This window comes from Vibrio sp. R11-SG3-ISO3-SZ, from assembly GCF_059834345.1.
In genome coordinates this window covers 1-26,726 of record NZ_JCBDGX010000030.1, presented here as the reverse complement: position 1 = coordinate 26,726, position 26,726 = coordinate 1, and the positions used below count along the sequence as shown (strand labels likewise).

General features: G+C 50.7%; 25 protein-coding genes and 1 pseudogene. 18 read left to right on the top strand and 8 right to left on the bottom strand.

From position 1 onward, the window contains the following. The first annotated feature begins 30 nt into the window (after positions 1-30). The 7 genes from AC6R1O_RS04180 (at position 31) to AC6R1O_RS04150 (ending at position 6,350) form a co-directional block, all read left to right on the top strand. Positions 31-456 (top strand): rhodanese-like domain-containing protein, encoded by a 426-nt coding sequence (locus AC6R1O_RS04180; RefSeq protein WP_500630214.1) that lies wholly within the window; start codon positions 31-33, stop codon positions 454-456. A gap of 129 nt (positions 457-585) precedes the next feature. Then, entirely contained in the window at positions 586-774 is a 189-nt protein-coding gene (locus AC6R1O_RS04175; RefSeq protein ID WP_500630213.1) for a hypothetical protein, read from the top strand. 11 nt (positions 775-785) lie between these two features. After that, positions 786-1,991 (top strand): MFS transporter, encoded by a 1,206-nt coding sequence (locus AC6R1O_RS04170; RefSeq protein ID WP_500656527.1) that lies wholly within the window; start codon positions 786-788, stop codon positions 1,989-1,991. Positions 1,992-2,067: 76 nt separating this feature from the next. After that, complete coding sequence (locus tag AC6R1O_RS04165) at positions 2,068-3,402, top strand: DASH family cryptochrome (protein ID WP_500656526.1); 1,335 nt, start codon at positions 2,068-2,070, stop codon at positions 3,400-3,402. After that, positions 3,403-4,959: a cryptochrome/photolyase family protein gene (locus AC6R1O_RS04160; RefSeq protein ID WP_500630210.1), complete on the top strand. Its 1,557-nt coding sequence runs from the start codon at positions 3,403-3,405 to the stop codon at positions 4,957-4,959. Positions 4,960-5,087: 128 nt separating this feature from the next. Continuing rightward, entirely contained in the window at positions 5,088-5,819 is a 732-nt protein-coding gene (locus tag AC6R1O_RS04155) for a sulfite exporter TauE/SafE family protein (protein ID WP_487903702.1), read from the top strand. Between the two features lie 96 nt (positions 5,820-5,915). Then, positions 5,916-6,350, top strand: coding sequence for a YccF domain-containing protein (locus AC6R1O_RS04150; protein ID WP_334552219.1), 435 nt, complete (start codon positions 5,916-5,918; stop codon positions 6,348-6,350). A gap of 136 nt (positions 6,351-6,486) precedes the next feature. Here AC6R1O_RS04150 and AC6R1O_RS04145 read toward each other — a convergent pair whose 3' ends face one another. Together AC6R1O_RS04145 and hisC are read right to left on the bottom strand one after the other, a co-directional pair. Beyond that, positions 6,487-7,254: an ABC transporter substrate-binding protein gene (locus AC6R1O_RS04145; RefSeq protein ID WP_487903701.1), complete on the bottom strand. Its 768-nt coding sequence runs from the start codon at positions 7,252-7,254 to the stop codon at positions 6,487-6,489. Between the two features lie 22 nt (positions 7,255-7,276). Further along, complete coding sequence (gene hisC / locus AC6R1O_RS04140) at positions 7,277-8,356, bottom strand: histidinol-phosphate transaminase (protein ID WP_500630209.1); 1,080 nt, start codon at positions 8,354-8,356, stop codon at positions 7,277-7,279. A 205-nt stretch (positions 8,357-8,561) separates the two neighbouring features. Between hisC and AC6R1O_RS04135 the strand changes: the two genes are divergently transcribed. Then, complete coding sequence (locus AC6R1O_RS04135; RefSeq protein ID WP_500626789.1) at positions 8,562-9,452, top strand: LysR substrate-binding domain-containing protein; 891 nt, start codon at positions 8,562-8,564, stop codon at positions 9,450-9,452. 17 nt (positions 9,453-9,469) lie between these two features. Here AC6R1O_RS04135 and AC6R1O_RS04130 read toward each other — a convergent pair whose 3' ends face one another. Both AC6R1O_RS04130 and glgX read right to left on the bottom strand, forming a co-directional pair. Continuing rightward, positions 9,470-10,336, bottom strand: coding sequence for a glycerol kinase (locus AC6R1O_RS04130; protein WP_500630208.1), 867 nt, complete (start codon positions 10,334-10,336; stop codon positions 9,470-9,472). A 4-nt stretch (positions 10,337-10,340) separates the two neighbouring features. Continuing rightward, positions 10,341-12,293: a glycogen debranching protein GlgX gene (glgX, locus tag AC6R1O_RS04125; RefSeq protein WP_500656525.1), complete on the bottom strand. Its 1,953-nt coding sequence runs from the start codon at positions 12,291-12,293 to the stop codon at positions 10,341-10,343. A gap of 450 nt (positions 12,294-12,743) precedes the next feature. On the opposite strand from glgX, the gene lamB reads away from it, so the two are divergent. From lamB to AC6R1O_RS04110, 3 genes are all read left to right on the top strand, one after another. Next, on the top strand, positions 12,744-14,039 hold the full coding sequence (lamB, locus tag AC6R1O_RS04120) for a maltoporin LamB (RefSeq protein WP_500632825.1): 1,296 nt from the start codon (positions 12,744-12,746) through the stop codon (positions 14,037-14,039). Positions 14,040-14,120: 81 nt separating this feature from the next. Further along, entirely contained in the window at positions 14,121-15,032 is a 912-nt protein-coding gene (locus tag AC6R1O_RS04115; protein WP_500632826.1) for a MalM family protein, read from the top strand. Positions 15,033-15,401: 369 nt separating this feature from the next. Continuing rightward, complete coding sequence (locus tag AC6R1O_RS04110) at positions 15,402-16,016, top strand: fumarylacetoacetate hydrolase family protein (protein ID WP_500656524.1); 615 nt, start codon at positions 15,402-15,404, stop codon at positions 16,014-16,016. 13 nt (positions 16,017-16,029) lie between these two features. Here the strand turns inward: AC6R1O_RS04110 and AC6R1O_RS04105 are convergent, their stop codons facing one another. The 3 genes from AC6R1O_RS04105 to AC6R1O_RS04095 form a co-directional block, all read right to left on the bottom strand. Next, positions 16,030-16,338, bottom strand: a complete 309-nt coding sequence (locus tag AC6R1O_RS04105; RefSeq protein WP_487902175.1) for an AzlD domain-containing protein — start codon at positions 16,336-16,338, stop codon at positions 16,030-16,032. Further along, positions 16,335-17,051, bottom strand: a complete 717-nt coding sequence (locus tag AC6R1O_RS04100) for an AzlC family ABC transporter permease (protein WP_500656523.1) — start codon at positions 17,049-17,051, stop codon at positions 16,335-16,337. Before AC6R1O_RS04100 ends, AC6R1O_RS04105 begins: the two co-directional genes overlap by 4 nt. A gap of 146 nt (positions 17,052-17,197) precedes the next feature. Then, positions 17,198-18,910, bottom strand: coding sequence for a phospho-sugar mutase (locus AC6R1O_RS04095; protein ID WP_500656522.1), 1,713 nt, complete (start codon positions 18,908-18,910; stop codon positions 17,198-17,200). Positions 18,911-19,414: 504 nt separating this feature from the next. Here AC6R1O_RS04095 and coxB point away from each other — a divergent pair. From coxB to AC6R1O_RS04075, 4 genes and pseudogenes are all read left to right on the top strand, one after another. Then, positions 19,415-20,575 carry a cytochrome c oxidase subunit II gene (gene coxB, locus AC6R1O_RS04090; protein WP_500656528.1) on the top strand — a complete coding sequence of 387 codons (1,161 nt, stop codon included), beginning with the start codon at positions 19,415-19,417 and terminating at the stop codon, positions 20,573-20,575. Next, the gene (ctaD, locus tag AC6R1O_RS04085) at positions 20,572-22,239 is read left to right on the top strand and encodes a cytochrome c oxidase subunit I (RefSeq protein WP_500656521.1); all 1,668 of its coding nucleotides are present in this window, start codon (positions 20,572-20,574) and stop codon (positions 22,237-22,239) included. Before coxB ends, ctaD begins: the two co-directional genes overlap by 4 nt. Before the next feature lie 8 nt (positions 22,240-22,247). Then, positions 22,248-22,817 (top strand): annotated as a pseudogene (locus AC6R1O_RS04080) (cytochrome c oxidase assembly protein); the annotation flags it as partial. A gap of 155 nt (positions 22,818-22,972) precedes the next feature. Continuing rightward, positions 22,973-23,857 carry a cytochrome c oxidase subunit 3 gene (locus tag AC6R1O_RS04075; RefSeq protein ID WP_500628470.1) on the top strand — a complete coding sequence of 295 codons (885 nt, stop codon included), beginning with the start codon at positions 22,973-22,975 and terminating at the stop codon, positions 23,855-23,857. Between the two features lie 38 nt (positions 23,858-23,895). On the opposite strand, the gene AC6R1O_RS04070 is transcribed toward AC6R1O_RS04075, so the two are convergent. Then, positions 23,896-24,129 carry a DUF2909 family protein gene (locus tag AC6R1O_RS04070; RefSeq protein WP_487902182.1) on the bottom strand — a complete coding sequence of 78 codons (234 nt, stop codon included), beginning with the start codon at positions 24,127-24,129 and terminating at the stop codon, positions 23,896-23,898. 46 nt (positions 24,130-24,175) lie between these two features. On the opposite strand from AC6R1O_RS04070, the gene AC6R1O_RS04065 reads away from it, so the two are divergent. From AC6R1O_RS04065 to AC6R1O_RS04055, 3 genes are read left to right on the top strand one after another with little or no spacing between them, the layout of a single operon-like run. Next, a complete protein-coding gene (locus AC6R1O_RS04065; RefSeq protein WP_500630201.1) occupies positions 24,176-24,955 on the top strand; it encodes an SURF1 family protein in 780 nt (259 codons plus the stop codon). Continuing rightward, a complete protein-coding gene (locus AC6R1O_RS04060) occupies positions 24,939-25,523 on the top strand; it encodes a redox-active disulfide-containing membrane protein (RefSeq protein WP_500630200.1) in 585 nt (194 codons plus the stop codon). Before AC6R1O_RS04065 ends, AC6R1O_RS04060 begins: the two co-directional genes overlap by 17 nt. Before the next feature lie 9 nt (positions 25,524-25,532). Further along, positions 25,533-26,624 (top strand): COX15/CtaA family protein, encoded by a 1,092-nt coding sequence (locus AC6R1O_RS04055; protein ID WP_500630199.1) that lies wholly within the window; start codon positions 25,533-25,535, stop codon positions 26,622-26,624. Positions 26,625-26,726: the final 102 nt, after the last annotated feature.

Genomic DNA, 26,726 nt, shown 5'->3' with positions numbered 1-26,726 from the left:
TGCTAACCTCAATAAACAAGGAAGAGAGCCATGAGCGCAGTATCAAGAGTACCGGCAGCGAGCAGTGAGGCAGCGTTGCGCCATTTTGAGTCGTTAATGCAGTTTGAGACCGATTGCTGGGACGTGCACCATGCGATAAGTAACGGATTACAAGATTTCGTTCTTATCGATGTGCGCGGTGAGGCGCTGTTTGACGCAGGGCATATTGAGGGCTCGGTATCGATTCCCCATGCTCGATTGAATGAACGTGCGTTGGTTCACTACCCGCAAGAGACGCTGTTTGTCGTGTATTGCGCAGGGCCACACTGCAATGGCACTGAAAAAGCCGCCGTTCGTTTGGCTCGCCTCGGCAGACCAGTGAAAAAGATGATTGGTGGTGTAACAGGTTGGCAGGATGAAGGCTTTGCTTTGGTCACAGGTTCGAAGAGCGAGCAGAAAAATGCATCTTATGCATAACATGAGTGTAGAAATGTCATTTGAGTCATGGCGCGCGGCGCTCTACACTCCGCGCTCTTTTTACTGTCACTGAGGCTGAAACGTATGCTTTTTTCATCCCTTTTATCGCAATCACTCAGTGCTCAACTAATGAGAATGACCTTAGTGCTTGTGCTTGTCTTGGTAGGGGTTCACCATTCCCCCTCCTTGCTTAGTACGCTGGCCGAACAAGCGATGGCACTGGGGTGTCATGGACAAGAGCTTGAGTTCGATGATGCTTCAAGCCAAGACCCACGTGCATCAAGTCACGGCAATAGTCATTCTCACCACCATCATTAAGGGCAACAATAATGAGTGTATTTCGATTTCCACTGATGGTTTGGCTGGGCATTGCCATTCTCATCATCTGTTTGGGTATTCGCCAATCTTTCGGCATTTTTATGATGCCTATTTCAGAGCACTTTACGGTCGGTCGAGAGTTTTTTAGTTTCGCGATTGCCCTACAAAACCTGCTATTTGGGGCGTTTCAGCCGTTTGTTGGGATGGCCGCTGATCGCTTCGGCGCCAAACGTATTATTGTTGGTGGCGCTCTGGCCTATGGATTGGGGCTTTATTTGACCTCGATCGCCACTGTGCCTAGCGTGTTGTATCTCTCATTGGGTGTGTTGGTTGGCCTTGGCCTTAGTGCAACCAGTTATGTGATTGTGCTCGGGGCCGTCGCCAAAGTGGTCCCCGCACAGCACGCGGCCAAAGCGTTTGGATTGACGACCGCCGCGGGCTCGTTTGGCATGTTTGCGATGATCCCGAGCGCTCAAGCTCTGCTGTCTGATTTTGGCTGGCAAGGCGCGATGCAGGTGTTTGCGCTGCTCTGTTCTACTATGGTGGCTTTTGCTCTGTTTATGAAAACGCCTAAAACGAGTGCGGCGACCACTCAGGTGGCGGATGAGCAAAACCTTAAACAGGCACTGAAAGAGGCCTTCTCCCACAAGGGATATTGGCTGATCCATGGTGGCTTCTTTGTTTGTGGTTTTCATGTGATGTTCATTGCAACCCATTTGCCCAGTTATTTGGCAGATAAAGCCCTGCCTGCGTCTACGGCAGCGATGGCGCTGGCGTATGTCGGTATCTTCAATATTTTTGGTTCGTACTTTTGGGGCGTACTGGGTGATAAATTCAGCAAACGCCACGTGATGGCGGCTTTGTATGTTATGCGCACCATAGTCATCGCGGGGTTTGTCACTTTGCCTGTTACCGAATCGACGGCGGCGCTTTTTGGCGGGGCGATCGGCTTTGTATGGCTAGGGACTGTGCCGCTGACGTCGGGCTTAGTTCGGCAGATCTTTGGCGCGAAATACCTTTCCACCTTGTATGGGTTGGTGTTTTTCAGCCACCAAGTCGGCAGCTTTCTTGGCGCGTGGGTGGGCGGTCGAATTTATGACTACTACGGCTCTTACGATCCGATTTGGTGGTCGACCGTGGTCTTGGCTTTTGCTGCGGCATTGATTCATTTGCCGATCAACGACAAGCCTGTGGCAAGATTGGCCGCTGTAAGCTGATCCATCCGCTCAAACTAATCCATAATAGTAGAAACTGCGTATTGAATAGGAGTGAATGATTTTATGGAGCAAGGCTTTGTCACTCCCCACATCTCGAAGAGGGTTGTACTGGTTTCACAATGATTTTCGTCTGACAGACAACCCATTACTTCAAGCCGCAGCAGAGCAGGTCGATGAGATGCTTTGCGTCTGCAGCCCGCCTCAGATGACCCATTTCCTCTCTCGCTTTTCTCAGCAGTGCCAGTTGGGAGCGAGCAGAGAGGCTTTTTGGTCTCAATCGGCCAGCGATCTGGCGGCCAGTTTGGCTAAATTAGGTCAAAGCCTCTATTGTTTGCCTGATCTTAGCGCCGCTTCGCTCGCAGCTCTCATTCGAGAGCAGGGCATTACCCACCTTTATTGTCAACGTTTTGCGGGTATAGATGAGCAGCGCATAGTGGATGCGTTGCAAGCAACGTGTCCTGATCTCAATATCATCCAAAGAGAGAGTGGCCACATACTTGATGGATCTGAGCTGTCTTTTTCACTCGCCGAACTGCCTGCCACTTTTAGCCGATTTCGAAAGCGTGTCGAACCCCTTGCAGTGCCAGGGCCCTTGCCTGCGGTTGAGACATTGCCAAGTGTGATTGAGGTCGATTACCCACTAGTGACGATGAGTCCCTGCCAAAGCGGGCAGTTTCTGGGGGGAGAGGGCGCGGCGCTAGCCCATTGTGACGATTACTTTTCGACGTCCAACGCGAGTCACTATAAAGCGACCCGCAATGGCCTTGAGGGCATGGCTTATTCGACCAAGTTCTCACCGTGGCTCGCTCAAGGTTGTCTCAGTGCACGGACCATTTTGGCCAAACTGGCGCAGTATGAGGCGGCTCATGGAGCCAACGAGTCAACCTATTGGATTACGTTTGAGTTACTATGGCGTGTCTACTTCTACTGGTATGCAAGATTGCATCGTCAGCGTTTATTCGCTTTTCGAGGTATCACAGATCAAGCCCCGCTCACGTCGTTTTACCCGGAGCGCTTTGCGGCGTGGATAGCAGGGGAGACGCCTTATGCGATCGTTAACGCATGCATGAAACAGTTGCGTGCGACAGGGTATATGTCAAACCGCGGCCGTCAACTAGTGGCGAGCTGTTTGGTTCATGAGTTGGGTATGGATTGGCGTTATGGCGCTGCGTATTTTGAAACGCAGTTGGTGGACTACGATGTAGCCTCAAACTGGGGAAACTGGCAGTATCTTGCGGGCGTCGGAGCGGATCCACGCAGCGGACGTCAATTTAATCTCGAGAAACAGACCCAAACTTACGACCCTGACGGTGAATTTATCCGCCGTTGGCAGGGGACACCCTCGCACTCGTGCTTAGATGCCTTCGATTACAATGGTTGGCCGATTGAGGATAGCGGGGAGGGGAGATAAGTGAACTATTCCTGCGTTCGGCTCATTTTGGGTGACCAGTTAAATCATCAGCACGCTTGGTTTGCACAGAAAGAGGAAGGGGTGCTTTACCTCATCGCAGAGCTGCATCAAGAAGCCCACTACACCCGTCATCATAGCCAGAAAATCGCGGCTTTTTTTGCCGCAATGGCGAACTTTGCACGTGAGTTGCAAGAAGCGGGGCATCACGTGGTGCATCTGACCCTCGATGACACTGAGCCCTACAAAGATCTGCCCTCACTCATTACGCATTGGGTCGAGCGGGTGAATGCCGAGACGTTCGAGTATCAAAGGCCGGATGAATACCGACTGATGCGGCAGCTCGAACTGTTGTCACTGCCTCAATGTAAAGTGCGCTGTGTCGAGAGCGACCACTTTTTGCTGCCATTTGATGAGATTGGCGACTATTTTAAGTCGGGTAAAGCGGTCAAGATGGAAAATTTCTACCGCAAAATGCGCCAGCGCTTTGATATTTTGATGGACGCAGACAAACCCGTCGGTGGGCAGTGGAATTTTGATGGCGACAATCGCAATAAGCTCAAAAAGTCCGATATTGAGGCGCTGCCGAGACCTCTGCTGTTTGCCAACGATGTCACATCGATCAATGAGCGTATCAAGCGTCATCAAATCCCGACGATCGGGCAGCAGCAAGAGCGTCTTGTCTGGCCGATATCTCGTCATCAAGGCTTGAATTTGTTGGCGCACTTTTGCCGAGTGTGTCTACCGCTCTTCGGTCGCTTCCAAGATGCGATGACCGATCAGCATCTTAGCCAATGGAGCCTCTACCACAGCAGACTCTCTTTTGCGATCAATACTAAAATGCTCAGCCCATGTGAGGTAGTGGACGCGGCGTTAGAGAGTTACCACCAGAGTCAGCGCAGTGACAGCCCGATTACCTTGGCGCAGATCGAAGGTTTTGTCCGTCAGATCATCGGGTGGCGCGAGTATATGCGGGGTATTTATTGGATCAACATGCCAACCTACGCGACGCTCAATGAGCTGCAAGCCCAGCGCCCCTTGCCGAGCTACTTTTGGCATGGCCGCACTCAGATGAAGTGTATGCATGCCTGTATTGGTCAATCGCTTGAGTGGTCTTACGCCCATCATATTCAACGCTTGATGGTCACGGGCAATTTTTGCTTGCTGGCTGGTGTTGCACCGGACGAGGTCGATGCGTGGTACCTTGGCATCTATATTGATGCCATAGAGTGGGTAGAGATGCCCAACACGCGCGGGATGGCGCTGTTTGCCGATGGAGGCATCATTGCCACCAAACCTTATTGTGCGAGCGGAAACTACATCAACAAGATGAGCGATTACTGCAAAGGGTGTCACTACGATGTGAAGCAACGCAGCGGAGAGAGGGCCTGCCCGTTTAATAGTTTGTACTGGCGTTTTATGTTGCTTCATCGTGAGCGTCTCAGTCGCAACCCACGCATCGGTATGATCTATCGCAGTTGGGATAAGCTGTCAGAGGCCGAGCAGGCAGAGGTGTTATCAACGGCGGAGCGTTACCTAGCGCAGATAGACGCGTTGTAACGCTGCACCTTGCAAGCAATGGGGTACTTAGCGTGATCTGTGGTATCTCCATGACACTATCTCAGTTAAAATAAGTTATTGATTGATTATCAAAAGCGGTAAACACCGCTTTTTGCTTGTGTTGACCTATGTTTGCTGAGTGGATGACTTCAGAGGCGCTGATTGCGGCGCTGCTTATTTTTATTGGTTCTTTTGTCCAAACCGCCATCGGTTTTGGTTTGGCGATTGTGGCGGCGCCACTGCTGTTTTTAGTGTCACCGGATTATGTCCCCGCCCCGATCTGTCTCGTCGCGCTGTTTATTTCACTGCTGAATGCGCTCAAGCATCGCGCCAGTGTGGAAATTGGCGGTTTGAAAATGGCGTTGATTGGTCGTGTGCCGGGCTCTATCGCTGGTGGCGTGTTGCTGGTGATGGTCTCGACCGACATGCTCGCGCTTTGGCTCGGTTTATTAGTGCTGTTTGCCGTGGCGGTGAGTCTGCTGCCTTTTCGTATTGAGCCAACCCCCGTCAAAATGGGCATCGCAGGTTTCTTTTCTGGCTTTTTTGGTACTAGCAGCGCCATTGGCGGGCCGCCGATGGCGCTCTTGTTGCAGCATCAAGAAGCAAACCAGTTGCGCGGTAATCTCTCGGCCTTCTTTGTCTTTAGCTCGATCATTTCTTTGATGATTCAAATGCCAGCGGGCTTTTTGAATTGGCACCATGTCTGGATCACCGTGCCGCTGATCCCTGCCGCTTGGGTGGGCTACAAGCTGGCTCAGATGACGACGCATTCGTTACCCAAAGAGAAAATTCGCGTGGGCGCCTTATTGCTGTGCAGTATCAGTGGTATCACGGCTGTGTGGCAGGCGCTGGCCAGCTAATGAGCATGCGAAGCGGTTTTGTGTTTGAATAGATGACCAACGGGGTAGGGGTAAAACCCACCGACCAACAGTGACTGAGGAGATCTGGGAATGACGATGCTAAGAATGCTAGGCAATGTGATTTGGTTTGTGTGCGGCGGCGTCATTATGGGGCTGATGTGGTGGCTATTTGGTCTGCTGGCGTTCATCAGCATCATTGGCATTCCTTGGGGGCGGGCGTGCTTTGTGATGGGAAATTTTTCCTTTTTTCCGTTTGGCCAAGAGGCGATTTCCCGTGAAGAGCTGACCAATGAGGTCGACATTGGCACCAGTCCATTTGGGCTGGTGGGTAATATCATCTGGTTTCTACTGGCGGGGATTTGGCTTGCGATTGGTCATATCTGTTCTGCGGTGGCGTGCTTTATCACCATCATTGGTATCCCATTCGCGCTGCAACACCTGAAATTGGCGCTGATTTCGCTCGCACCGATTGGTAAAACGGTTGTGCCCGTCGAGCAAGCCGCTCGGGCACGCTATTCAAATCGCCCGTAGATTCCGCGAGTACCACTCACCAAAGAGCCCCGCTTACTATATATAACAGTGTGCGGGGCTCTCTTTTTGACGCTCTCTTAGACGAACGGTTAGGAAAATGCGTCATTCGCTCAGTGACTCATTGGTCCGCCGTTATTTATTCGCCGTAGATGTCGAAGCTAAAGTATTTGCTGGCGATCTTGTCGTAAGTGCCGTTGGCGCGAATGGCGGCAATAGCTTGGTTAAACTGCTCGGCTAAGGCCGTGTCGCTTTGACGTAGTGCCAGTGCGGTGCCTTCACCAATGTAGGCTTTGTCAGTCACCGCTTCACCCACAAATTCAAACCCTGCACCAATCTCTTTGTCTAAGAAGGCAAGCGCGAGTTGATCTGAGTTACCAAAGGTGACGTCCAGACGACCGTTTTGCATGTCGATGTACACTTCATCTTGACCACTGTAGCGTTTGATTTCAGCCACATCACCAAACTTGTCCGTGACGTAACGGTCGTGAATCGTACCTGACTGCACACCGATCACTTTCCCTTTCAGTCCGGCTTGGCTGATCTCAATGTTGCCTTGCTTAGCGGTGACGAAACGTGCTGGCGTTTGGTAATACTTGTCGGTAAACAGAATGCGCTTTTTACGCTCTTCAGTAATACGCATCGAGGCCATGATGACGTCCGACTTGCGCGCGAGTAAGCTTGGAATTAACGCATCCCAACCTTGTGATACCCAAGTGCACTCCAGTTTTGCTTCAGCACATAGGGCATCGGCGATTTCAATGTCAAAGCCCGCAGGTTTGCCATCGGCATCCATGTAGTTGAAAGGGGGATAAGTGAAATCAGACGCCAGACGCACGGTTTTCGCCAACGCTGGGGCGGTCATCATAGTGGCGGTGCAAGCAATGAGAGTGAGGAGTTTTTTCATCGTGGTTCCTTTTTATAATGGGTTACTGCGCCGAAGTGGCGGGGTAGCGACACATGAGCTCGGCAACTTCATCCATGCTTTGCTCTGAGCCGATGGTAATACGAACGCAATGCTTCAAACTTGGCTCATGAGCCTGATTGCGCGTGACCACGCCATGCTCGGCGAGGTACTGAAACAGGTCCACACCGGGTTTGGTGCGAATTAGAACAAAATTTGTCGCGCTCGGATAGAGGGTCTCGATCCAGTTCAGTGAGTCAATGCGCGCGATAAAGCGCTGTTTGGTCTCAATCAGACGCTGAGTCGCCGCGGCGACTTTCTTTAGTCCCTCGTTGCTGAGCGCTTTAAGCACAATCTCCGCCGTGCTGTCAGGCATCGGGTAAGGAGGGACGAGCTTTTTCACATAGTCCATAACCGCGGGTTGAGCGATGATAAAACCACAGCGCACCGCCGCCAAACCGAAGGCTTTGGATAAGGTTCGGATGACGACTAGATGCGGATAGTGATCGATAAGGTCGACCACGCTCTCGCCAAGTTCAAACTCAATGTATGCCTCATCCACGACCACGATGGCGTCGTTCGCTGTATTTTCGAGCACAGTAATGATGTCTTGACGGGCGAGCAGTTGGCCCGTCGGATTATTCGGTGAGCAGAGAAAAATAAGGTTAACCTTTGGCGCTGCGCATTTGATGCCTTCAACATCTAACGTAAAAGCATTGCCCATCAAAGGGACATCGATAGTGTCGACCGCGAAGGATTCGGCGCAAAACTCATACATGGCGTAGGTTGGCGAGCAAATCGCGATCTTGTCTTTACCTGGCTGGCAAAAGGTTCTGACCAACAGATCAATCGCCTCATCGGCGCCGCGTACGGCCATCACATCCTGGTCGGTATGGCAGTACGCTTGGTAAGCGCGCGCGATGTCGTGAGGCAAATAGTCAGGGTAACGGGAGTAATCGGATTGTTGTTCATCAAAAAAGATCGGGGTCTCTAACTCGTTGGCGTTGAGCCACACGCGCCCATGACCACCTATGCGTCGAGCAGATTGATAAGGTATTAATTTTTTTATGCTCTCAGGCGCTAATTTATCCGCTAATGAATCCATTTACGTTCCTTTGAATGATTTTATAGTCGCTCACAATGAAAAATTATTTCTTATAAGCGGTTTGTATTGCCAATTTAGTCAAAAATGGGAGTTGGATGAAACGAAATTAATACATGATAGCCATGCATTTTTGTCATGGCTTGTGCTAGGGGTTTTAACATGATTTGTGCTAGAGTCGTAGCATTCTGGCAGACAAGTATTGACGATGAATCATCGACTTCCTTCGACAAAAAATTTGCAAGCCTTCTTGGCAACGGCGGAGCATCTCAATTTTACTCATGCGGCGAGTGCGATGGCGATGACGCAAGGGGCGATCAGCCGTCAGATTCAGTCACTTGAATCCATGATGGGGGTGAGTCTGTTTTATCGCCACGCTCGCGGTTTGGCACTGACACCAGACGGACTCAAGTTTGTGCCACTGGCCGAAGCGGTTATTCACCAATTGCAAAATGCGGTGCGTGAGGTCGCAGAGAGCGCCAACCGCATTAAACTCAATGCGCCTAGCTGTATCACCACGTTTTTGCTGGAAAAATTGACGGCCTTTCAGATTTCTCATCCGGATATCAATGTTGAGCTTACCTCGACCACCAAGCATCAGCTCCACCCTAACTTTGATAGTTTTGATCTGGTGATCATGTATGGCCGAGCGAGTGCGACCAAGCGTGTGAGACAGGTGCTTTTGTTTGAGGAGCGCCTTTCCCCAGTTTGTGCACCGCAGATTTGGCACCAAGCGCAGCAAGAGGGGGGCGGTGATGCTTACCAGTCATTGCGGCGCGTTAACTGGCTACACGCGAATGCGGAGCAATCCGATTGGCAGCTGTGGCTTGATAGTATTGGGTTAAGTCAACTGCGCGGCGCACGTAACCAAACCTTCGCCACTTTGGATCAAGCGATGAATGCCGCGCAACTGGGCTACGGGATGACGGTCGGCGATCTCACTCTGGCAGCGCGTCAAATCGAGCATCAGCAACTGATTCAGCCTTTTGAGCATGAGGTACTGTCCGGCAAAGGCTACTATTTGATCGCTCCCGCAGACAGCGACAATCCGAATTTGAGCGCCTTTGTTGAATGGTTGGCGTCGGTGAATACGCCTTAGTTTTGGCCTGTGAGAGGTTAATACGCCTTGATACCGTAAGCGCGCAGTTTCGCGGGTAAGCACTCATCGAGCGTCTCGACCTCTTCTGGGTGTATCTCAAGCAGTTCAAAACCGTGTTGAGTGTAGAGGGCGCGAAGGGTCTCACGTTGGTCATCTGGCATTGCGCCGCTGTCTGAGCCCCAATACTGGATATAGACGTTGCCTGTAGGTAGATAAAAATCGCTCAACACATCTTGCTCAATAGGCAGCGGTCTATCGTAGGCGTGGACAACGCCGTTCATGTACAGCCAGTTATCAATCAATAGCTCACCTTTGGAGCGCACATAGTGCCCGTCTAAGGTGCGATGTTTGGCTTCAAACTTTTGCCGAAAGCTATAGAGGGATTTATCCGTCGCGTGCGCGTGTGCATCTTGACCGGAAAACTCGACCACCGTTTGCCTCAGGCGTTTGTTTCGCGCTATTGAGTCATGCCAGACGACAAATTTCTGGCCGCTCTGTTTATCCTCACGTTGGTAACCACCGACACTGAGCCCCGTCTGGCTCACTTGCCAGCCTTGCTCGGTTTTTTGGATCCAACCGAGTTCTTGAAGCAGCTGATTGATTTTTTTCGCCGCTAGGGAAAAGCGCTCGCCAAGCTCGGTGGCGGTGAGCGTTTTGCCGCTGGTGGCGTCACTATCAATCAGTAGGTTGCTTGGCCAGACGATAAACTGGCCAAATTTGGGGTGGGTGGCGTAGTCACCACCAAACTTTTTGCCCAGTTCCGTCAACACCCAACTCTCGTCATCACGATTGATGTAGCCAGCCAGTTTCAACTGATTAAACAAGGCTTTGGCGTCCAAGCCGCGCTGTTTTGCCAGCGCGGTAGTAGAGAGTTTGTCTGCCACTGGCTTAAATCGCCTTGTAGTGGAAAATCGCCATCGATCCTGGCGCGATCAGCACTTGCTTGTGATCAATGGTTTGATGCACTTCGTGCGAATCGGTGTTGCAGATCATCATCCACTCTTGTTGATTTTCTGCTGGCAAGGTAAAGCGCGCGGGCGCCGTAGTTTGGTTGATGCAGTAGAACAGCTCGTCACCTGCTTTGTCGATGCCCAGTTGCAACGCGACACAACTCAGTTGGTTCCAATCTTCATGTTCCATGAAGGTGCCATCAATGCGTCTCCATAGCACGCGGTTTTCATTGCGGGTATCGCCACTAAAGGCGCGAATGAACGGTACCATGTAGGTTTGACGTGCTTTCACCATTTGCGCTAGCCACTCACGAAAGCTCTGCTTTTCTTGGGTCATAGACCAATTGAGCCAGCTAATTTCGTTGTCTTGGCAGTAGGCGTTGTTGTTGCCCCCTTGGGTATGTGAGAGGACGTCGGCGGTCAAAATGTGCGGAATGCCGAAGGCGAACAGTAAGCTCGCCATGAAATTGCGTTTCTGCCGCTCGCGTTTTTCGATAATGCGCGGATTATCGGTTGGCCCTTCGATGCCATAGTTTGCGGAGCGGTTATCCCCGTGACCGTCCCGGTTTTGTTCGCCGTTGGCGTCATTGTGCTTTTGCTTGTAGGAGACCAAGTCCTGCATGCAAAAGCCATCATGATAGGTGATGTAGTTAACGGTCAGTTTATAGGGCCAATTCGCAGCGCTGTAGAGGTCACGCGAGCCCATAATGCGTGTCGCAAACTCTTTCATAAAGCCTTGGTCACCGCGCCAAAAGCTGCGGGTGATGTCTCTTAGGCGATCGTTACACTCATTCCATCCAACTGGAAAATTCCCCACTTGATAGCCGTTCGGGCCAATGTCCCAAGGCTCGGCAATCAGCTTCACCTCACGCAAGATTGGATCTTGGGCGACGGCTTTAAAGAAAGCGGTATTGGGGTTAAAGGCTTCACGTTCACGACCCAAGGTTGCGGCTAAATCAAAGCGGAAACCGTCCACTTGGAACTCCTGCGCCCAATAACGCAGCGTGTCCATGACTAAGTTGAGGCTCGGCTGGTAAGAGAGATCCACCGTATTGCCACAGCCAGTGTAGTTGGCGTAGTGATCGTCGTGACGCAAGTAGTAGTTAACATCCAGCGCTTTGAGGTTAAACACTGGGCCATCTGCGCCACCTTCGGCGGTGTGGTTGTAGACCACATCCAAAATCACCTCGATACCGTGGCGATGCAGCTCGCGAATGGTGGTTTTCAGCTCAGTCACGGCATCGTGCATCGCGTATCTTGGGTCAGGCACCATAAACAAGTATGGGTTGTAACCCCAATAGTTGACCTTATCCATCTTGAGCAGGTGCGGCTCATGCATACAAGCAGCGACAGGCAGCAGTTGCAAGGTATTGATGTTCTGCTGCTTATAAAATTGGATCATCGCTTCGCTGACTAAGCCCAAGTAGGTGCCGCGAGAGTATTCAGGCACATTTGGGTTAAGTTTGGTGACCCCTTTGACGTGCGTTTCAAACAGCACCATTTCGTCACGCGGGCGATGAGGCTTAGCGACACCTTGCCAATCAAAACTGGTTTTAGTGACGACGCACTTGGCTAATTGGAAACTTTTTTCAGCATTGAAAGGGAGGTCATAGAAGAGAGGCTTATCCAGGGCTTTGGCATAAGGGTCAGAGAGATAATGCTCTGCATCGTTGACCCGGGTAATAAAGCCGTATTTTTGCCCCGCTTTAATCCCTTCTATATAGGTGTGCTTAATACCCGCGTCTTCATTATCGAGCGGGTACGTCGTATAAGAGCCATCGGCTTTAAAAAGCGCGAGTTGTAAGTCTTGGTTAGAAGGCGAAAAAATCGAGAAGTTACAACCTGCTGCATCCAAGGTGGCCCCTAATGGGTATGGGCGAGAGCACTGCATTGTCTTTTACTTATTGTCGTGTGTTTTTCAATCTCACTTTAGTAAATAGTTTTGTTTATAGCAGGTCAAGCCTATTACCAAAATAATTCTCAATGAAATTTAATTACAATTTAATGAAACCAAAAAACCAAATCGTGAGCCGTGTGTCATTTGGTGCGAAACTTTGTTTCGAAATCCTCCTCTACTCCTCCCGATTAGTGTGATCTCAACCAAATCAACGGCGTACTCCCACATTCCTCCTCCCTTCTCATCCCCCTCAAATTAATCTGAGGTGGAGGAAGTCAGCCTTACCCCGCTTCGTTAATCTAGCCACAGTTGAAACGAACGAGGATGAAGCGCAAGCCAAGTCCTATCTTACCTCTCTTTTTCAAACACTCCGTTACTGCCTTGCGGGATGTCCTTAGAGGAAGAGAGTAAAAGAATAATAATCCCTATAAATGGAGTTAAATAATGAAAAAAGTAAGTGTAATTGCTGCTGCAGTGGCTGCGACATTATCTGCTGGTGCTTTCGCAGCTGATGTGGAATTCCACGGTTACTCTCGTGCAGGTGTTGGCCTGAGTGGTGAAGGTTCTCACGTGACTTACGAGAAAAACAAAGTAGGCCGTCTTGGTAATGAAGACGACCTTTACGCAGAAATTGGCTTGAATGCTGAGCTGTACAACAAAGGCGATGTCTCTTTTAAACTGGAGTCATTGGTTGCTTACGGCCAAGCAGGTAACAATAACTGGGAAGGTAATTCTAACGCATTACGTGTGATGAACGTGCAAGCCAAAGGCTTGATCGATTCAGATAAAGACGCCGTTCTATGGGCTGGCCAGCGTTACTACCAACGTAAAGACATTCACATCACTGACTTCTACTTTCTTGATACGTCTGGTGGTGCAGGTGGCGGTATCGAAAATCTATCTCTAGGTGGCGGTAAACTGTCCGTTGCTTTAATGCATGATGATGGATCACAAACGGTGGCCGACGGTAAAGAATTTGTATTTGACAAGGACCAATGCACTGGGTCTGGTACGCCAGCTGATGATACCTGTTATAAAGAGGTCGACAAAACTAAAGATGAAACTGTGTCAGGCTATACTTTAGACCTACGTTATGCAGGTATCGATCTTTGGGAAAATGCCAACTTAGAACTCGCCTTAGCGTATGATTTTGCTTCTGAAGCGAAAGGCCAAACAGTGGCGGCTGATGACGGTGTGTTGCTAACGGCAGTCATCGGTCAAGGCTTATCGAATGGCTTCAACCAAACTGTTCTTCAATACGGCACCTCTTCTTACGGTAAGCAAATGGCGACCTATGGTGGCGGTGGCTGGTTTGATCGCTCAGGTGGTAACAATGACGCTGATGGCTTTCGTATCATCAACTGGGGTGTGACAGGTCTAGGGGACGCTTGGGAATTGGGTCACGTAGTCATGTATGCACAAGCAAATGATACTGATGATGGTGACATCACCGCATACAACGCAGTTGTTCGCCCAATGTATAAGTGGGATGAGAACATGCGTACTATCTTTGAAGCGGGTTACTTTGCTGACGAAACAAAGTCTGGTGGCACGACGACAGACGCGTCTGGTTCTAAGCTAACGATTGCACAAGCATGGTCTGCGGGTTCTAGCTTCTGGGCGCGCCCTGAAATCCGTATCTACGGTTCATACTTCATGGATCACGAAGCAGATAGCTTTGCAAATGATACCGATGACACAGAGTTCAGTGTTGGTATTCAAATGGAAGCTTGGTGGTAATATAGTTTCCTAGTCTTATAAGTCCATAAATCCAAGCCGGCTTATTGTAGTCGGCTTTTTTCGTTTAACGCAGAGGTAGCGATGAAACAACTCGTATTAGGCTGTGCAATCAGCATGGCACTACTTGGCTGTACTACGACGGAAACCGTTGTCTTTGATTCCGCGGGTGTTGCTCAAGTGGCTCAGTCATACTCAGACATTCAATGGGTTGAGGTAACGCCAACCAAGCGAATTAATTTTGCTATTGATAAAACCAACCAGACCTACACCTTTACGACAGGTCAAAGTGCCATTGCCGCGTTTACTATCGATACGCAAGGCAAAGAGTTGGAGTTAGAACTCGTTAGTCATTTTAAAAAAACGGTCTTTTACCCCAATGCGTTGCTGCTCAATGAAAACAATCAAGTCCTCAAGCGTTTTGGAAAAGACGATTTTGAATACAAACATGCGTACGCGCTTGATGGCGATCGCCTTGTCAGTGAAGTGACGGTTCAGCCTGTAGGTAAACAGAAAGTAAAATTGTTGGTCTTTACTACGCCTGAGTTGGTCTCGGGGGAGTCTGAAGTCTTGCATCCCGTTAAGCTTGACGCTATTGCTCGCGGAAACTATCCGCCTGATGTCCCTAACCCAATCATTCCTCATGCAGAATTTGGCCTGCTGACACTGGTTGCAACCGTGGATGACGCGGTCATCGTTGAAGAGCCGATCACCGTTGCGAGCACGGATACCGCTCATGCTCAGTTCCAAAAAGAGTTGGCAGAGCAAAAGAGCACCGCGAATCAACCGACGTCAGAGGTGGCGCTGATCAGCACCGATGAAGTAGCAGAGTCGTCATTGTTGACTGACGCTCAGCAGTCTTTCTACTTGTCTAGCATTGAAAACGCGGTCAATGCAGGGTTACTCGACAAAGCCTTGAGTCTGCTAGAAGAAGCCAAAGCGCTCAACGTTGAAGGCGCACAAGAGACCTTTATCAAAGCGGTGAATGCACGTTAACCACTAGAACGTAGTTAACCGTACGATTAGTTAAAAAGAAGCCCATGTGGATGATGAATCCCATGGGCTTCTTCGTGATTATATAAACCAACTGTCTGGATGGCATAAGCGAGGCAGTGATGGGCGCCTCGTTGGTTAGCCTCACCACTGAAAGTAGGGTCTATGTCTTTTCGTCATTTATGGTGTTGTTTACCGTGCGACTGAGTTTTTCCCATTCGTGATACCTTTGGTTGGCAGAAGTATTCACACACAACCAAAAATAACAGTCGCAGATCTGAATTTATCAGATTGGTAGGTTAAATTGTCAAAAAACTCATTTAGAATCGGTACTTTAGTTGACAGCGACAATTGATCACCACGGATGGAAAAATGACGTCAATAAAACTCGGCAGCAGTGAGATTACCCCTAGCAAAATCGTCTGTATTGGCCGCAACTATATCGAACACATTCACGAGTTGGGTAACGCCGTTCCAGAGCAGATGGTGGTGTTTAACAAGCCAACCAGTGCGATTGCGTCAACCTTGTCCTCTTTTCATCAAGAGCCACTTCATTACGAAGCGGAGATCTGTTTTGTGGTGACGAACGGAGAGTATAGCCATGTCGGGCTAGGGCTTGATTTGACCAAACGCGGCTTGCAGTCGTCTCTCAAAGGGAAAGGATTACCCTGGGAGAGAGCAAAAGCGTTTGATGGCTCTGCGGTGCTTAGCCGTTTTATGCCACTCGATGGCATAGAGGTGAATGCGCTGAGCATTGAGCTCTACATCAACTGCGTGCGCGTTCAAAAAGGTGCAGTCACGCAGATGATCTATTCTCCACAAACAATTTTGCAAGAGCTCGGCAGCTACACCACGCTATATGACGGGGATGTGGTCATGACAGGTACGCCACAAGGGGTGGGCGAGGTGCACAGTGGCGATCGCTTCCTTGCGCGGTTGAAAACCGATGACACCACCTTGATGGAGATTGAGTGGATTGCGCATTAATCGGATGCGTGAGTTACATCAGTTTCAATAGCAGGAAAAGACACATACTGATCACGGTGGTCAGCAATACGTTTTTGGTTTTCCAAGCAATCAAGGCCGCAATCACTGCGCCCACTAAATAGGGATTGCTGTGTGACAGCCACAGCTCTCCCTCCGGTATAAAGACAATCGGTGCCCAAATGGCGGTTAATACCGCAGGCGCTGAGTAGCTGAGCAAGCGCTGCATACTGTGATTTAGCTTGAGTGGTAATTTGGGCTCAAGAAACAGGTAGCGGCTGAGAAACACCAACGCCGTCATCGCTAAAATTGATCCTAAAATCATGCTGATCTCCCTTTCACTTGCTCCGTCACATAACCTGCCAACATGCCACTTATACTTGCTAGCATCAGTCCTCCATCGAGTGAGAAATAGTGACAAGTGACCGCGACGATCAGCGAAGTGAGTACGGCAACGATCACTGGCGACGACTGAATATTGGGCACGACGATGGCAATAAAGGTCGCCGCAACCGCAAACTCGAGACCGAGCTCATTCATCATCGGGATTTGATTGCCAAGCACAATGCCCGCTAAGGTCGCTAAGTTCCAACAAAGATAAAAACTGAGGCCAGCGCCCAAGGCATACCAGCGATCGAACTGCTGCTCAGATTGCTGACCACAGATAGCAAACAGTTCATCGGTCAGCAAAAAACCGAGCGTCAGACGCCATTTTAGAGGCAGTGGACTGATTCGATTGCGCATCGACACGCTGTACAGCAAATGACGGGAAGTAATAAAGAAGGTGGTGAGCAACATAGTGGCAAGCCCTGCGCCCGCTTTAAACATGCCCGTTGCGACTAATTGTGCGGAACCCGCAAACAAAATCGCCGAGAGCGCTTGGCTCTCTAAACTGGTCAATCCCGCGTCGATGGCAAACGAGCCTGCGAGCAATCCCCAAGGGATCACCGCAATACTCAGAGGCACCATAGCAAGGCTACCTTTGAGGAATTGTTCTCGTCTACGGGTTTGGTGGGTGGGGAGTGTGTCGGTGTCCATAAGCCTCAATTATCCGTTTTGCACTGGTCTCTATTTTTCGCCAGGTGAAAAGCCAGCGCGATAGGCGACATGCCATTGATTCTGCTAGCTTATCGATAATGAGGCCGTTATACAAAGCGCTTTCGTGTCACAAAAGCGCTTGAGTGCTAAAGGTGCGTTAAGCTGGTTTGATGTTCACTGATGAGCAAATCCATCACTTGCTGAGCGTGGCTGCTGGCTTCGGCAAAACTTTGCTCAGGTGGGAAGACTTCGACCACTTCGTAATAACATTTAATTTTAGGTTCAGTGCCGGAAGGGCGAACAATCACACGCGCGCCACCCGCGAGATGATAGATAAGCACATCACTGGCCGGTAAATTTATGGTCTCCACTCGACCATCTTGATGGGTGGTGGTGAGCGTTTTGAGATCGTCGACCCGTTCGATGTCACGCCCTGCAATTTGGCTGACTGGTGAGGCTCTTAGGCTCTCTCCAATAGCGGGGGCGCTTGGGTCAAGGGCAATACTGCGCTGCGCATTGACCACCATGCCATGTTGACGATAAATCGTCTCCAGTTGATCCCACACGGTTTTTCCTTGGCGTGCTAACTCTGCCGTCAACTGAGCAAACGCCACCAGCGCTGACAGGCCATCTTTATCCCAGACAGTGGTGCCAATGGTGTAACCTAACGCCTCTTCATAGGCAAACAGGAACGGGCGATCACTCGATACTTTACTCATGGCAACGTTAGTCAGCCACTTAAAGCCCGTCAGCGTTTGGTAGTACTCACCGCCAAGCGAGCGTGCGATGCTGGCGAGCAGTGTCGAAGAGACAATGGTATTTCCCACTAGCGGCGTGACACCTTGGCTACGATCAAAATGACTCAGTAGATAATGACCAAACAGCGCGCCCACTTGATCGCCGGTTAACATTTGATAGTCGCCTTGCGCGGTTCTCGCCGCCACCGCAAAGCGATCCGCATCGGGATCATTGGCGCAGGCGAGATCGGCGTTGTGCGCCTTGGCTAATTCAATCACTTTGTCCATCGCGCCCGCTTCTTCGGGGTTGGGGAAGTTGACGGTCGGGAAATGGCCATCTGGCTCACGCTGATCTTTGACGCTGTATACTTGGTTAAAGCCCGCATCGCTGAGCAGGGCTTCTGCCATCTCGGCGCCGACCCCATGCATGGCGGTGTAACTGATGGTAATGGGGGCTTGCGCTTGGCCGAGTTGCGGGTGAGTGTTGATGGCCTGTCGATAGGTGTTGTAGTACGTGTCATCAAGCCAAACGAGCAAGCCTTGAGCCTCAGCATCACTAAGATCCATCAGCGAGAGCGGCGCCGTCGCGGCCTCTTCAATGTGCTTCGCAATGCCGGAATCATGCGGTGGAATGATCTGAGCGCCATTCTCCCAGTAGACTTTAAATCCGTTGTATTCCGGTGGGTTGTGGCTGGCTGTCACCACCACCGCCGCTGCCGCGCCAAAGTGTTTGACACCAAACGCCACGATAGGCGTCGCGGCAACATGATGGGTGAGAAAGACTTTAATCCCAAGGGCCGTCAGTACCGCAGTGGTATCGTGTGCAAACTGTTTGGAATCGATGCGGCCATCGTAGCCGACCACGACGCCGCGCTCAGCCGCCTGTGGGATTTGTGCTAGCAGATAGTGACCTAGCCCTGTGGCGGTTTCTTGAATCACCAACCTATTCATACGGTTAGGCCCACAACCCACTTTGCCCCTTAGGCCCGCGGTGCCAAATTCGAGCCGTTGGCTAAAACGATCGTCAAGTTCTGCTTGTTGCTGCTGCTCGATGAGACGTTGTAGCTCTTCACGGGTGGCGGGATCGGGATCGCGTGCTAGCCATTGATCATACTGTTTCATGTTAAGAGTTCCTCGTAGGTCTTGCGACTGACGGTTTGTATGTCGTTCTCTTTGTATTGTAGCTATCTATTACAGCAATGGACGACAGTGTAACTATGGTTGTGATGATTTTAATTGATATCAATTATCATTTATAGGAGCGCAATCGTTAAATCACTATGCGGCCAAAATGGCTATGCCGACAAAATTACTTTGCCGATAAAAAACATTGGGTCACAAAAAAATCATTGGACCTTGTCAACCGCTTGCACAATCTGAAAACGCCAACTAGCTTTTAATTACATTCATTTTGTTAACATAAATATAACAAATTAAACCAAATTTCGCTTTTTATAGGAATCAACTGAGCGACTCCCTTCGGGTGATGTGTAGTAGGCCAAGGTGCGGTGAGGGAACGCTGAGTTCAAGCGAGTTAGCCAGTAGGCTACCGAGCAAAGGAGACATCGTTTGAAACGAGTACAGCAGGCACTGTGGCGATTACTTGGGCAATGGCTTGGCTATGGAATAACCAGTGTGTGGTTGGTGTTACCCGCCCACGCGTCGGCCGAGGAAAGCCCCAAGGACACCACCTACAACATGACACAAGGTGTGACCAATATCAGCGGTCAGGTGTATGAACTGCACATGCTGATTTTTTACATCTGCTGCGCCATCGCACTGGTGGTGTTTGGCATCATGTTCTATTCCATGTATCACCACCGAAAATCCAAAGGCGCGGTTGCGGCGCATTTCCACGAAAGCACCAAAGTCGAAGTGATCTGGACGGTGATCCCGATAGTCATCTTGGTCTTGATGGCAATCCCCGCCACCAAAACCTTAGTGGCCATGGAAGACACGTCACAATCGGACTTAACGATCAAAATCACCGGGTCGCAATGGAAGTGGCACTACAGCTACTTTGATGAAGACGTCGAGTTTTTCAGTTTGCTCGCGACCAGTCAAAAAGCGATCGATGGCATTGAAGAAAAAGGCGCCCATTACCTGCTGGAGGTTGATAACCCGTTAGTGTTGCCGATCAATCGCAAAGTACGATTTTTGATGACGTCCGATGATGTGATCCACTCTTGGTGGGTGCCAGATTTTGCAGTCAAGAAAGACACCATTCCAGGATTTGTTAACGAGGCGTGGACGCGCATCGATAAGCCTGGGGTGTATCGCGGCCAATGTGCTGAGTTGTGTGGGAGGGCGCATGGTTTTATGCCGATCGTGGTCCACGCAATGGAAGAAGCAGAGTACGAGCAGTGGCTAGCGGATAAAAAAGCACAACTTGCTTTAGCCAAACAAGAGGCTGCGGCGTCGCTGACGGCAACACTCTCTCTCGAAGAGCTCGTCACCTTGGGCGAGAAAGTCTATCTCGATCGCTGCGCGGTATGTCACCAAGCCAATGGCGCTGGTATTCCGGGGGCGTTCCCGGCAATCACGGGCAGTAAAGTGGCGACGGGTGAGATAAACAATCACATTGACACCATTGTCTATGGCCGCCCGGGCACCGCCATGCAGGCGTTTGCCAATCAATTGACCGACAAAGAAATTGCGGCGGTGGTGACTTATCAACGTAATGGACTGGGTAATAATACGGGTGACGTCATACAAGCGTCAGACGTCGATGCCTATAAAGCTTCAAAAAGCGCTAACAATGCTGGCGCAGCCGAGGAGGGACAATGAAAACGTCCAAATCTGACTCTATGACGGCAGACAACGTTAAATCTGCGCCTGTAACGGATGCGGAGCTAAGCCGCGCTGGTCACGCTGAGGGCGTGATAGAAGATCATCATGACGATCACCACGATGCGCCAAGCGGTATTTACCGCTGGATTTACTCCACCAACCACAAAGACATCGGCACGCTCTATCTTTGGTTCAGCTTTATCATGTTCCTTACTGGCGGCGCGATGGCGATGGTGATTCGCGCTGAGTTGTTCCAACCGGGTCTACAACTGGTGGAGCCGCAGTTTTTTAACCAAATGACCACGGTTCATGGATTGATCATGGTGTTTGGCGCCGTAATGCCGGCTTTTACTGGGCTTGCAAACTGGATGATTCCAATGATGATTGGCGCGCCGGATATGGCGCTACCTCGCATGAACAACTTGAGTTTTTGGATTCTGCCTTTTGCGTTCTTGATTCTGATTGCCTCGCTGTTTACTGAAGGCGGTGGCCCCGATTTCGGTTGGACGTTTTATGCGCCGCTGTCGACCACCTATGGCCCTGATAGCACCGCGCTGTTTGTCTTCTCTGTACATATTATGGGCATCAGCTCCATCATGGGCGCGATCAACGTCATCGTCACTATCGTCAACATGCGCGCGCCAGGCATGACTTGGTTCAAAATGCCCATGTTTGTTTGGACTTGGCTTATCACCGCGTTTCTGCTGATCGCGGTCATGCCGGTGTTGGCAGGGGCGGTCACCATGGTGTTGACCGATAAGTACTTTGGCACCTCGTTTTTTGATGCGGCTGGGGGCGGCGATCCGGTGATGTTCCAGCACATTTTCTGGTTCTTTGGTCACCCGGAAGTGTACATCATGATTTTGCCCTCATTCGGTATCATTTCGGCGATTATCCCCGCTTTTAGTGGTAAAAAACTCTTTGGTTATCACTCAATGGTCTACGCGACGTGCAGTATCGCGCTGCTCTCCTTTTTGGTTTGGGCGCACCACATGTTTACGACCGGCATGCCGGTGTTTGCTGAGCTGTTCTTTATGTATTGCACCATGCTTATCGCGGTGCCGACTGGGGTGAAAGTGTTTAACTGGGTCGCGACTATGTGGCGAGGGGCAATGACGTTTGAAACGCCTATGTTGTTTGCTATCGCGTTTATCATTCTTTTCACGATTGGTGGATTTTCGGGCTTGATGTTGGCGATCGTTCCTGCGGATTTCCAGTATCACGATACCTACTTTGTGGTGGCACATTTTCACTATGTCTTAGTCTCGGGTGCGGTCTTCTCGATCATGGCGGCAGCGTATTACTGGTTGCCGAAGTGGACGGGTCACATGTATGACCATAGGTTGAGCTTGTGGCATTTCTGGTGCTCGGTCATTTCCGTCAATACCTTGTTCTTTCCGATGCATTTTCTTGGCCTTGCGGGGATGCCAAGACGCATTCCTGATTACGCCATTCAGTTTGCCGACGTCAATCAAATCGTCTCCATTGGTGGGTTTGCCTTTGGTCTCTCTCAACTGATTTTCTTGTGGCTCGTCATTAAGTGCATTCGCGGCGGCGAAAAGGCAAGCGCGAAACCGTGGGAGCGTGCAGAAGGTTTGGAGTGGAGCGTGCCTAGCCCTGCACCACATCACACCTTTTCAACACCACCTAAGATTGATTGAGGTGAGAGATGAACCAAGCAAATGCGAACCAGAAATTGACCTTAAAGCTGTGCGCTGCGGTCGTCGCTATGTTCGGTTTTGGTTTTGCACTCGTGCCGCTGTATGACGTGATGTGCGATGCGTTGGGCATCAATGGCAAAACCAACAGCGAGTCGGTGGTGGCACCTGCCGGGTTGAGTATCGATACCTCGCGCACCGTGAGAGTGGAATTTATGGCGCACAATAATCCGGGTATCGAGTGGCAGTTTCAACCCAAATTGACCCATCTCGATGTGCACCCGGGCGAGGTGATTCAAACCGCGTATCAGGCGAAAAACCTCGCCAATCATACCGTAGTGGGGCAAGCAGTACCGTCGGTCTCACCCGGCCTAGGGGCCACCTATTTCAACAAAATAGAGTGCTTTTGTTTTAATCAGCAGCCCCTAGATTCAGGGGCAGATGCCGAGATGCCACTGATTTTTTACATCGAACCGGACATTCCCGATTCGATTCATACACTGACACTCTCTTACACCCTGTACGACATCACGCAAAAAGAGACGCCACCTGCTGTTGATGATGCCTCAACGCCTGTCACTGCGATGGCTCGGGTCGCATCGGTGCCACTGGCGGCTCAAGACATATTCCGTCAAGGTAGTCGGAGTCAAGGTAATGGACGTCAAGAGAATGGAAGTCGAGGTATTGTGAGTCAAGAAAGGGTGAGTCAAGGAAGCCTTGAGCAAGGAGTTACCCCATGAGTACGAAACATCAACCGTATTTTGTTCCCGCGCAGAGTAGCTGGCCTATCGTCGGCGCCGTGGCGCTCTTTTTAATTGCTGTTGGCGCCGGGATCACGGTGCAGAGTATGGCAGAAGGGGGCGATACCAGTGTCTTCGGAAAGCTGATCTTAACCGCAGGCTTACTGTTTTTACTCTATATGTTTGCAGGTTGGTTTAGCAATGTGATCACTGAGAGCATGAGTGGCAAATACTCCGAGCAGCTTTCTCGCTCGTTTCGTCAGGGAATGAGCTGGTTTATCTTCTCGGAAATCATGTTCTTTGGCGCCTTTTTTGGTGCGCTGTTTTACGCGCGCATGGTTTCTGTCCCTTGGCTTGGCGGCGCGAGTAACAACGCCATGACTCATGAGGTGCTGTGGCCCGCTTTTGAGGCGTTGTGGCCGCTCACCACCACTCCCTCAGGCACGACCACCACAGCGATGCCTTGGCAGGGCATCCCGCTGATCAATACCTTGTTGCTGCTGACTTCCTCCATCACGCTGCATTTGGCCCACACCAGTTTGGAAAAAAATCACCGTATGGCCCTGATCGTTTGGTTGGAGCTGACGATTGTGTTGGCCTGCTTCTTCCTTTACTACCAAGGGGTGGAATATGTGCACGCCTATCAAGATTTAGGGCTCACTCTGCAATCCGGGGTGTACGGCAACACCTTCTTTTTGCTGACGGGATTTCATGGCATGCACGTGCTGCTCGGGACAACGTTTTTGATCATTTTGCTGGCACGTGTGGCGAAAGACCATTTTACGCCGAAGGACCATTTCGCTTTCCAAGCGGGCAGTTGGTATTGGCACTTTGTGGATGTGGTGTGGCTGTGTTTGTTTGTCTTTGTCTACGTGCTTTAAAGAGGTAGACAAAGAAAAAGACAGGCAGATGAGAGCGGTTAATAGGGGCGCACGTTCGGCTCAATGAAACCACTAAGCAGCGCGGCAATTAACAAAATGACCGCGAGAGCAGAGAGGAACACACGTCGCCCCAAATAGTGACTCATGGGTTTGTTGTCTTCTTTGGAGGTGTCTTGGCGCGGGCCTTTGACCATCTCAATTAATGCAAGGCCAAGATTAAACAGAATGAACAGTAGTAAGAGCACGAGCAGCAGTTTAAACAAAAAAATCATCCGAGATTCCTTACGTCGCCGGTTTTATACCCGAGGCTTTGCGTTGATGGTTCTGTTAACTGTGGTTGCCTTTTGCTTTTTGGTCAAACTTGGCTTGTGGCAGCTCTCGCGCGCAGAAGAAAAAGCGCAGATCGCGCAAAGCGTCGCAGAGCATTTGCAGCAAGGCCCTGTCGCGCTTAGTGCGTTGTCTCAAGCGCAGAGAGCGCAGCCAACCGGTGTGATGGTGCATTTCGATTACACCCCCATCGCAGGAAAAACCGTCTTGCTCGACAATCAGTCATACCAAGGCAAGGTTGGCTACTTAGCGATTCAATTGGTGGATGTGCGTGGTGTGGATGAGCATCTGTTGGTCGAGCGCGGTTGGGTGGAAGCAAAAGCAACACGAGATGTATTACCTGAGGTGGAGTGGTTGCGCGAGCCCGGTTCGATGAGCGCAAGGTTGTATCAGAAATCGTTCAACCCGCTCAGCAATGAGCTGTATTACGAAGCGGGCAACCCCGCGCGGGTGCAAAACATCAATACAGAGGCGCTTACCAAACAGTGGGCCGCACCGATGGCGACATTTATTGCGCAGCCTACCACTTGGTCGATGGGTGCAACCACTGGGGAAAGTTGGCCCTACCCTCAGCCGTGGCAACCCATATCGATGAGCCCAGAGAAGCATTTGGGTTACGCCGTGCAATGGTTCTCTATGGCGCTGGCTTTGCTACTGATTGTCTCACTGCTGCTGTTTCGTACCATCAAAAGAACGCTTGCAGAGGTCAAGGCGCATCATCGCAGCCTAGACTCTACTCACAAGGAGGTGTCGCATGACTCATGCCGCTAAAATGGGAACCCCGAATTCGGTCGATACACGTCGTGTCACCCGAGGGCGCTTGACGCTGATCGCGTTGGTGCTGTTTTTCACTCTCCCCGTGATTGCCGCCAAGGCGATTTTGGTCAAGCAGTGGTACAACTCGGGCGTGACCAATAAAGGGACTCTAATCGAACCGCTCACCACCTTTGATTCGCTCGGTGTCGCCAATCCTTTTCAGCATAAACAGTGGCAACTGGGCTACGTCTTGCCGAGCGAATGTGAGGCGCGATGCCAACAGCAAATTCATCTTCTTGGTCAAACTCACATTGCACTAGGAAAATATAAAGAACGCGTCACCCCAGTCTTGCTGCGCACCGATAAAAGCGCACCGTACCTAGAAGAGCACGTGCTGACCAGCATTGCGATCAATGAGGCGTTTCATCAAGTGGTCGGGGACTTTGAGTATGTGATTATCGACCCATTGGGGCAGTTAGTGATGCGTTATCCACCAGAGCAAGACCTCGCCCAACTACCCGCGCAAAGCAAAGGCTTACTGGCGGATTTGCGCAAATTGCTCAAGCTGTCTCGCGTCGGGTAAGGGGGAAGTGTGATTACGTTACTAAGAGCCAGTTTACTGCTCACCTTGATGGTCATTCTTCTTGGTGCCTATACCCGTTTGGCTGACGCAGGGCTCGGGTGTCCGGATTGGCCCGGTTGTTATGGCCATTTAACGGTGCCCAATGAAAGCCACGAACTGGCCAAAGCGACCGCGCTTTACCCTGAGCTGACGGTAGAAGCTGACAAGGCGTGGCTTGAGATGATCCATCGCTACTTTGCCGGCAGCCTTGGCTTACTGGTATTTGCTATCCCCTACCTTGGCTTGAAGCATCGAGCGTTACCTGTTGGGCTGTCTCTCGCACTCCCTGCCGTGATTGTGTTTCAAGCGTTACTGGGGATGTGGACGGTCACGATGAAGCTGATGCCGATTGTCGTCATGGGGCACCTGCTTGGTGGTTTTACGCTGTTTAGCCTTCTTTGTTTGAGCTATTGGCATGTGACTCGTTATCCTTTGGCGCACCGACTGGGTGACATTTCAGTATCTCGTGGACTGCGCTGGTTGGCTGGGATCACGGCATTGATAGTGGTAGCGCAGGTGGCGTTAGGGGGATGGACCTCATCAAATTACGCCGCGCTGATGTGTACTTCGCTGCCGATTTGTGAGGGAAACTGGACGCAATATTTGGATTTTGGGACGGCCTTTGAGCTTATCCAGCCTAAGAGTGAGAGTTACGAATTCGGTACTCTCGACTATGGCGCGCGAATGACGATTCATGTCACGCATCGTTTTGGCGCTATGCTGGTGATGCTGTTTGTTCTCGCGTTGGTGGTTGCGCTTAAGCGTTATCGGAATACGGAGTTTACCCTCTGTGCCCATTGGCTACTTGGGCTGTTGGTCCTTCAAATCGCATTGGGAGTAAGTAACGTACTGCTCAGTTTACCTTTGGCTATTGCCGTTGCACACAACCTGGGCGCAGCGCTGCTGTTGGTCGCCACGCTGAGAGCCAATTACTTGCTGAGCCAAGTCAGTGCGTCAACGAAAGCGACGCAGCGCATCAGCCCGAGAATCGCCGCGTCTGTGAGGGTGCAATCCCCAAAGCGCCAGTCAGTGATCGACATTAAGGAGAGTGCTCATGAGTAAAACCGCGACGTTTACCTCCAGCGCGGAGAAATCACTCGCGCATCACTATTTCACGCTCACTAAACCGAAAGTGGTGGCACTGATGCTGCTTACCGCACTGGT

Coding starts and splice junctions, on each gene's coding strand:
- AC6R1O_RS04180 (WP_500630214.1), top strand. CDS start 31: ATGAGCGCAGTATCAAGAGTACCGGCAGCGAGCAGTGAGGCAGCGTTG.
- AC6R1O_RS04175 (WP_500630213.1), top strand. CDS start 586: ATGAGAATGACCTTAGTGCTTGTGCTTGTCTTGGTAGGGGTTCACCAT.
- AC6R1O_RS04170 (WP_500656527.1), top strand. CDS start 786: ATGAGTGTATTTCGATTTCCACTGATGGTTTGGCTGGGCATTGCCATT.
- AC6R1O_RS04155 (WP_487903702.1), top strand. CDS start 5,088: ATGTTTGCTGAGTGGATGACTTCAGAGGCGCTGATTGCGGCGCTGCTT.
- AC6R1O_RS04150 (WP_334552219.1), top strand. CDS start 5,916: ATGCTAAGAATGCTAGGCAATGTGATTTGGTTTGTGTGCGGCGGCGTC.
- AC6R1O_RS04145 (WP_487903701.1), bottom strand. CDS start 7,254: ATGAAAAAACTCCTCACTCTCATTGCTTGCACCGCCACTATGATGACC.
- hisC (WP_500630209.1), bottom strand. CDS start 8,356: ATGGATTCATTAGCGGATAAATTAGCGCCTGAGAGCATAAAAAAATTA.
- AC6R1O_RS04135 (WP_500626789.1), top strand. CDS start 8,562: ATGAATCATCGACTTCCTTCGACAAAAAATTTGCAAGCCTTCTTGGCA.
- glgX (WP_500656525.1), bottom strand. CDS start 12,293: ATGCAGTGCTCTCGCCCATACCCATTAGGGGCCACCTTGGATGCAGCA.
- lamB (WP_500632825.1), top strand. CDS start 12,744: ATGAAAAAAGTAAGTGTAATTGCTGCTGCAGTGGCTGCGACATTATCT.
- AC6R1O_RS04115 (WP_500632826.1), top strand. CDS start 14,121: ATGAAACAACTCGTATTAGGCTGTGCAATCAGCATGGCACTACTTGGC.
- AC6R1O_RS04110 (WP_500656524.1), top strand. CDS start 15,402: ATGACGTCAATAAAACTCGGCAGCAGTGAGATTACCCCTAGCAAAATC.
- AC6R1O_RS04105 (WP_487902175.1), bottom strand. CDS start 16,338: ATGATTTTAGGATCAATTTTAGCGATGACGGCGTTGGTGTTTCTCAGC.
- AC6R1O_RS04100 (WP_500656523.1), bottom strand. CDS start 17,051: ATGGACACCGACACACTCCCCACCCACCAAACCCGTAGACGAGAACAA.
- AC6R1O_RS04095 (WP_500656522.1), bottom strand. CDS start 18,910: ATGAAACAGTATGATCAATGGCTAGCACGCGATCCCGATCCCGCCACC.
- ctaD (WP_500656521.1), top strand. CDS start 20,572: ATGAAAACGTCCAAATCTGACTCTATGACGGCAGACAACGTTAAATCT.
- AC6R1O_RS04075 (WP_500628470.1), top strand. CDS start 22,973: ATGAGTACGAAACATCAACCGTATTTTGTTCCCGCGCAGAGTAGCTGG.
- AC6R1O_RS04070 (WP_487902182.1), bottom strand. CDS start 24,129: ATGATTTTTTTGTTTAAACTGCTGCTCGTGCTCTTACTACTGTTCATT.
- AC6R1O_RS04065 (WP_500630201.1), top strand. CDS start 24,176: ATGGTTCTGTTAACTGTGGTTGCCTTTTGCTTTTTGGTCAAACTTGGC.
- AC6R1O_RS04060 (WP_500630200.1), top strand. CDS start 24,939: ATGACTCATGCCGCTAAAATGGGAACCCCGAATTCGGTCGATACACGT.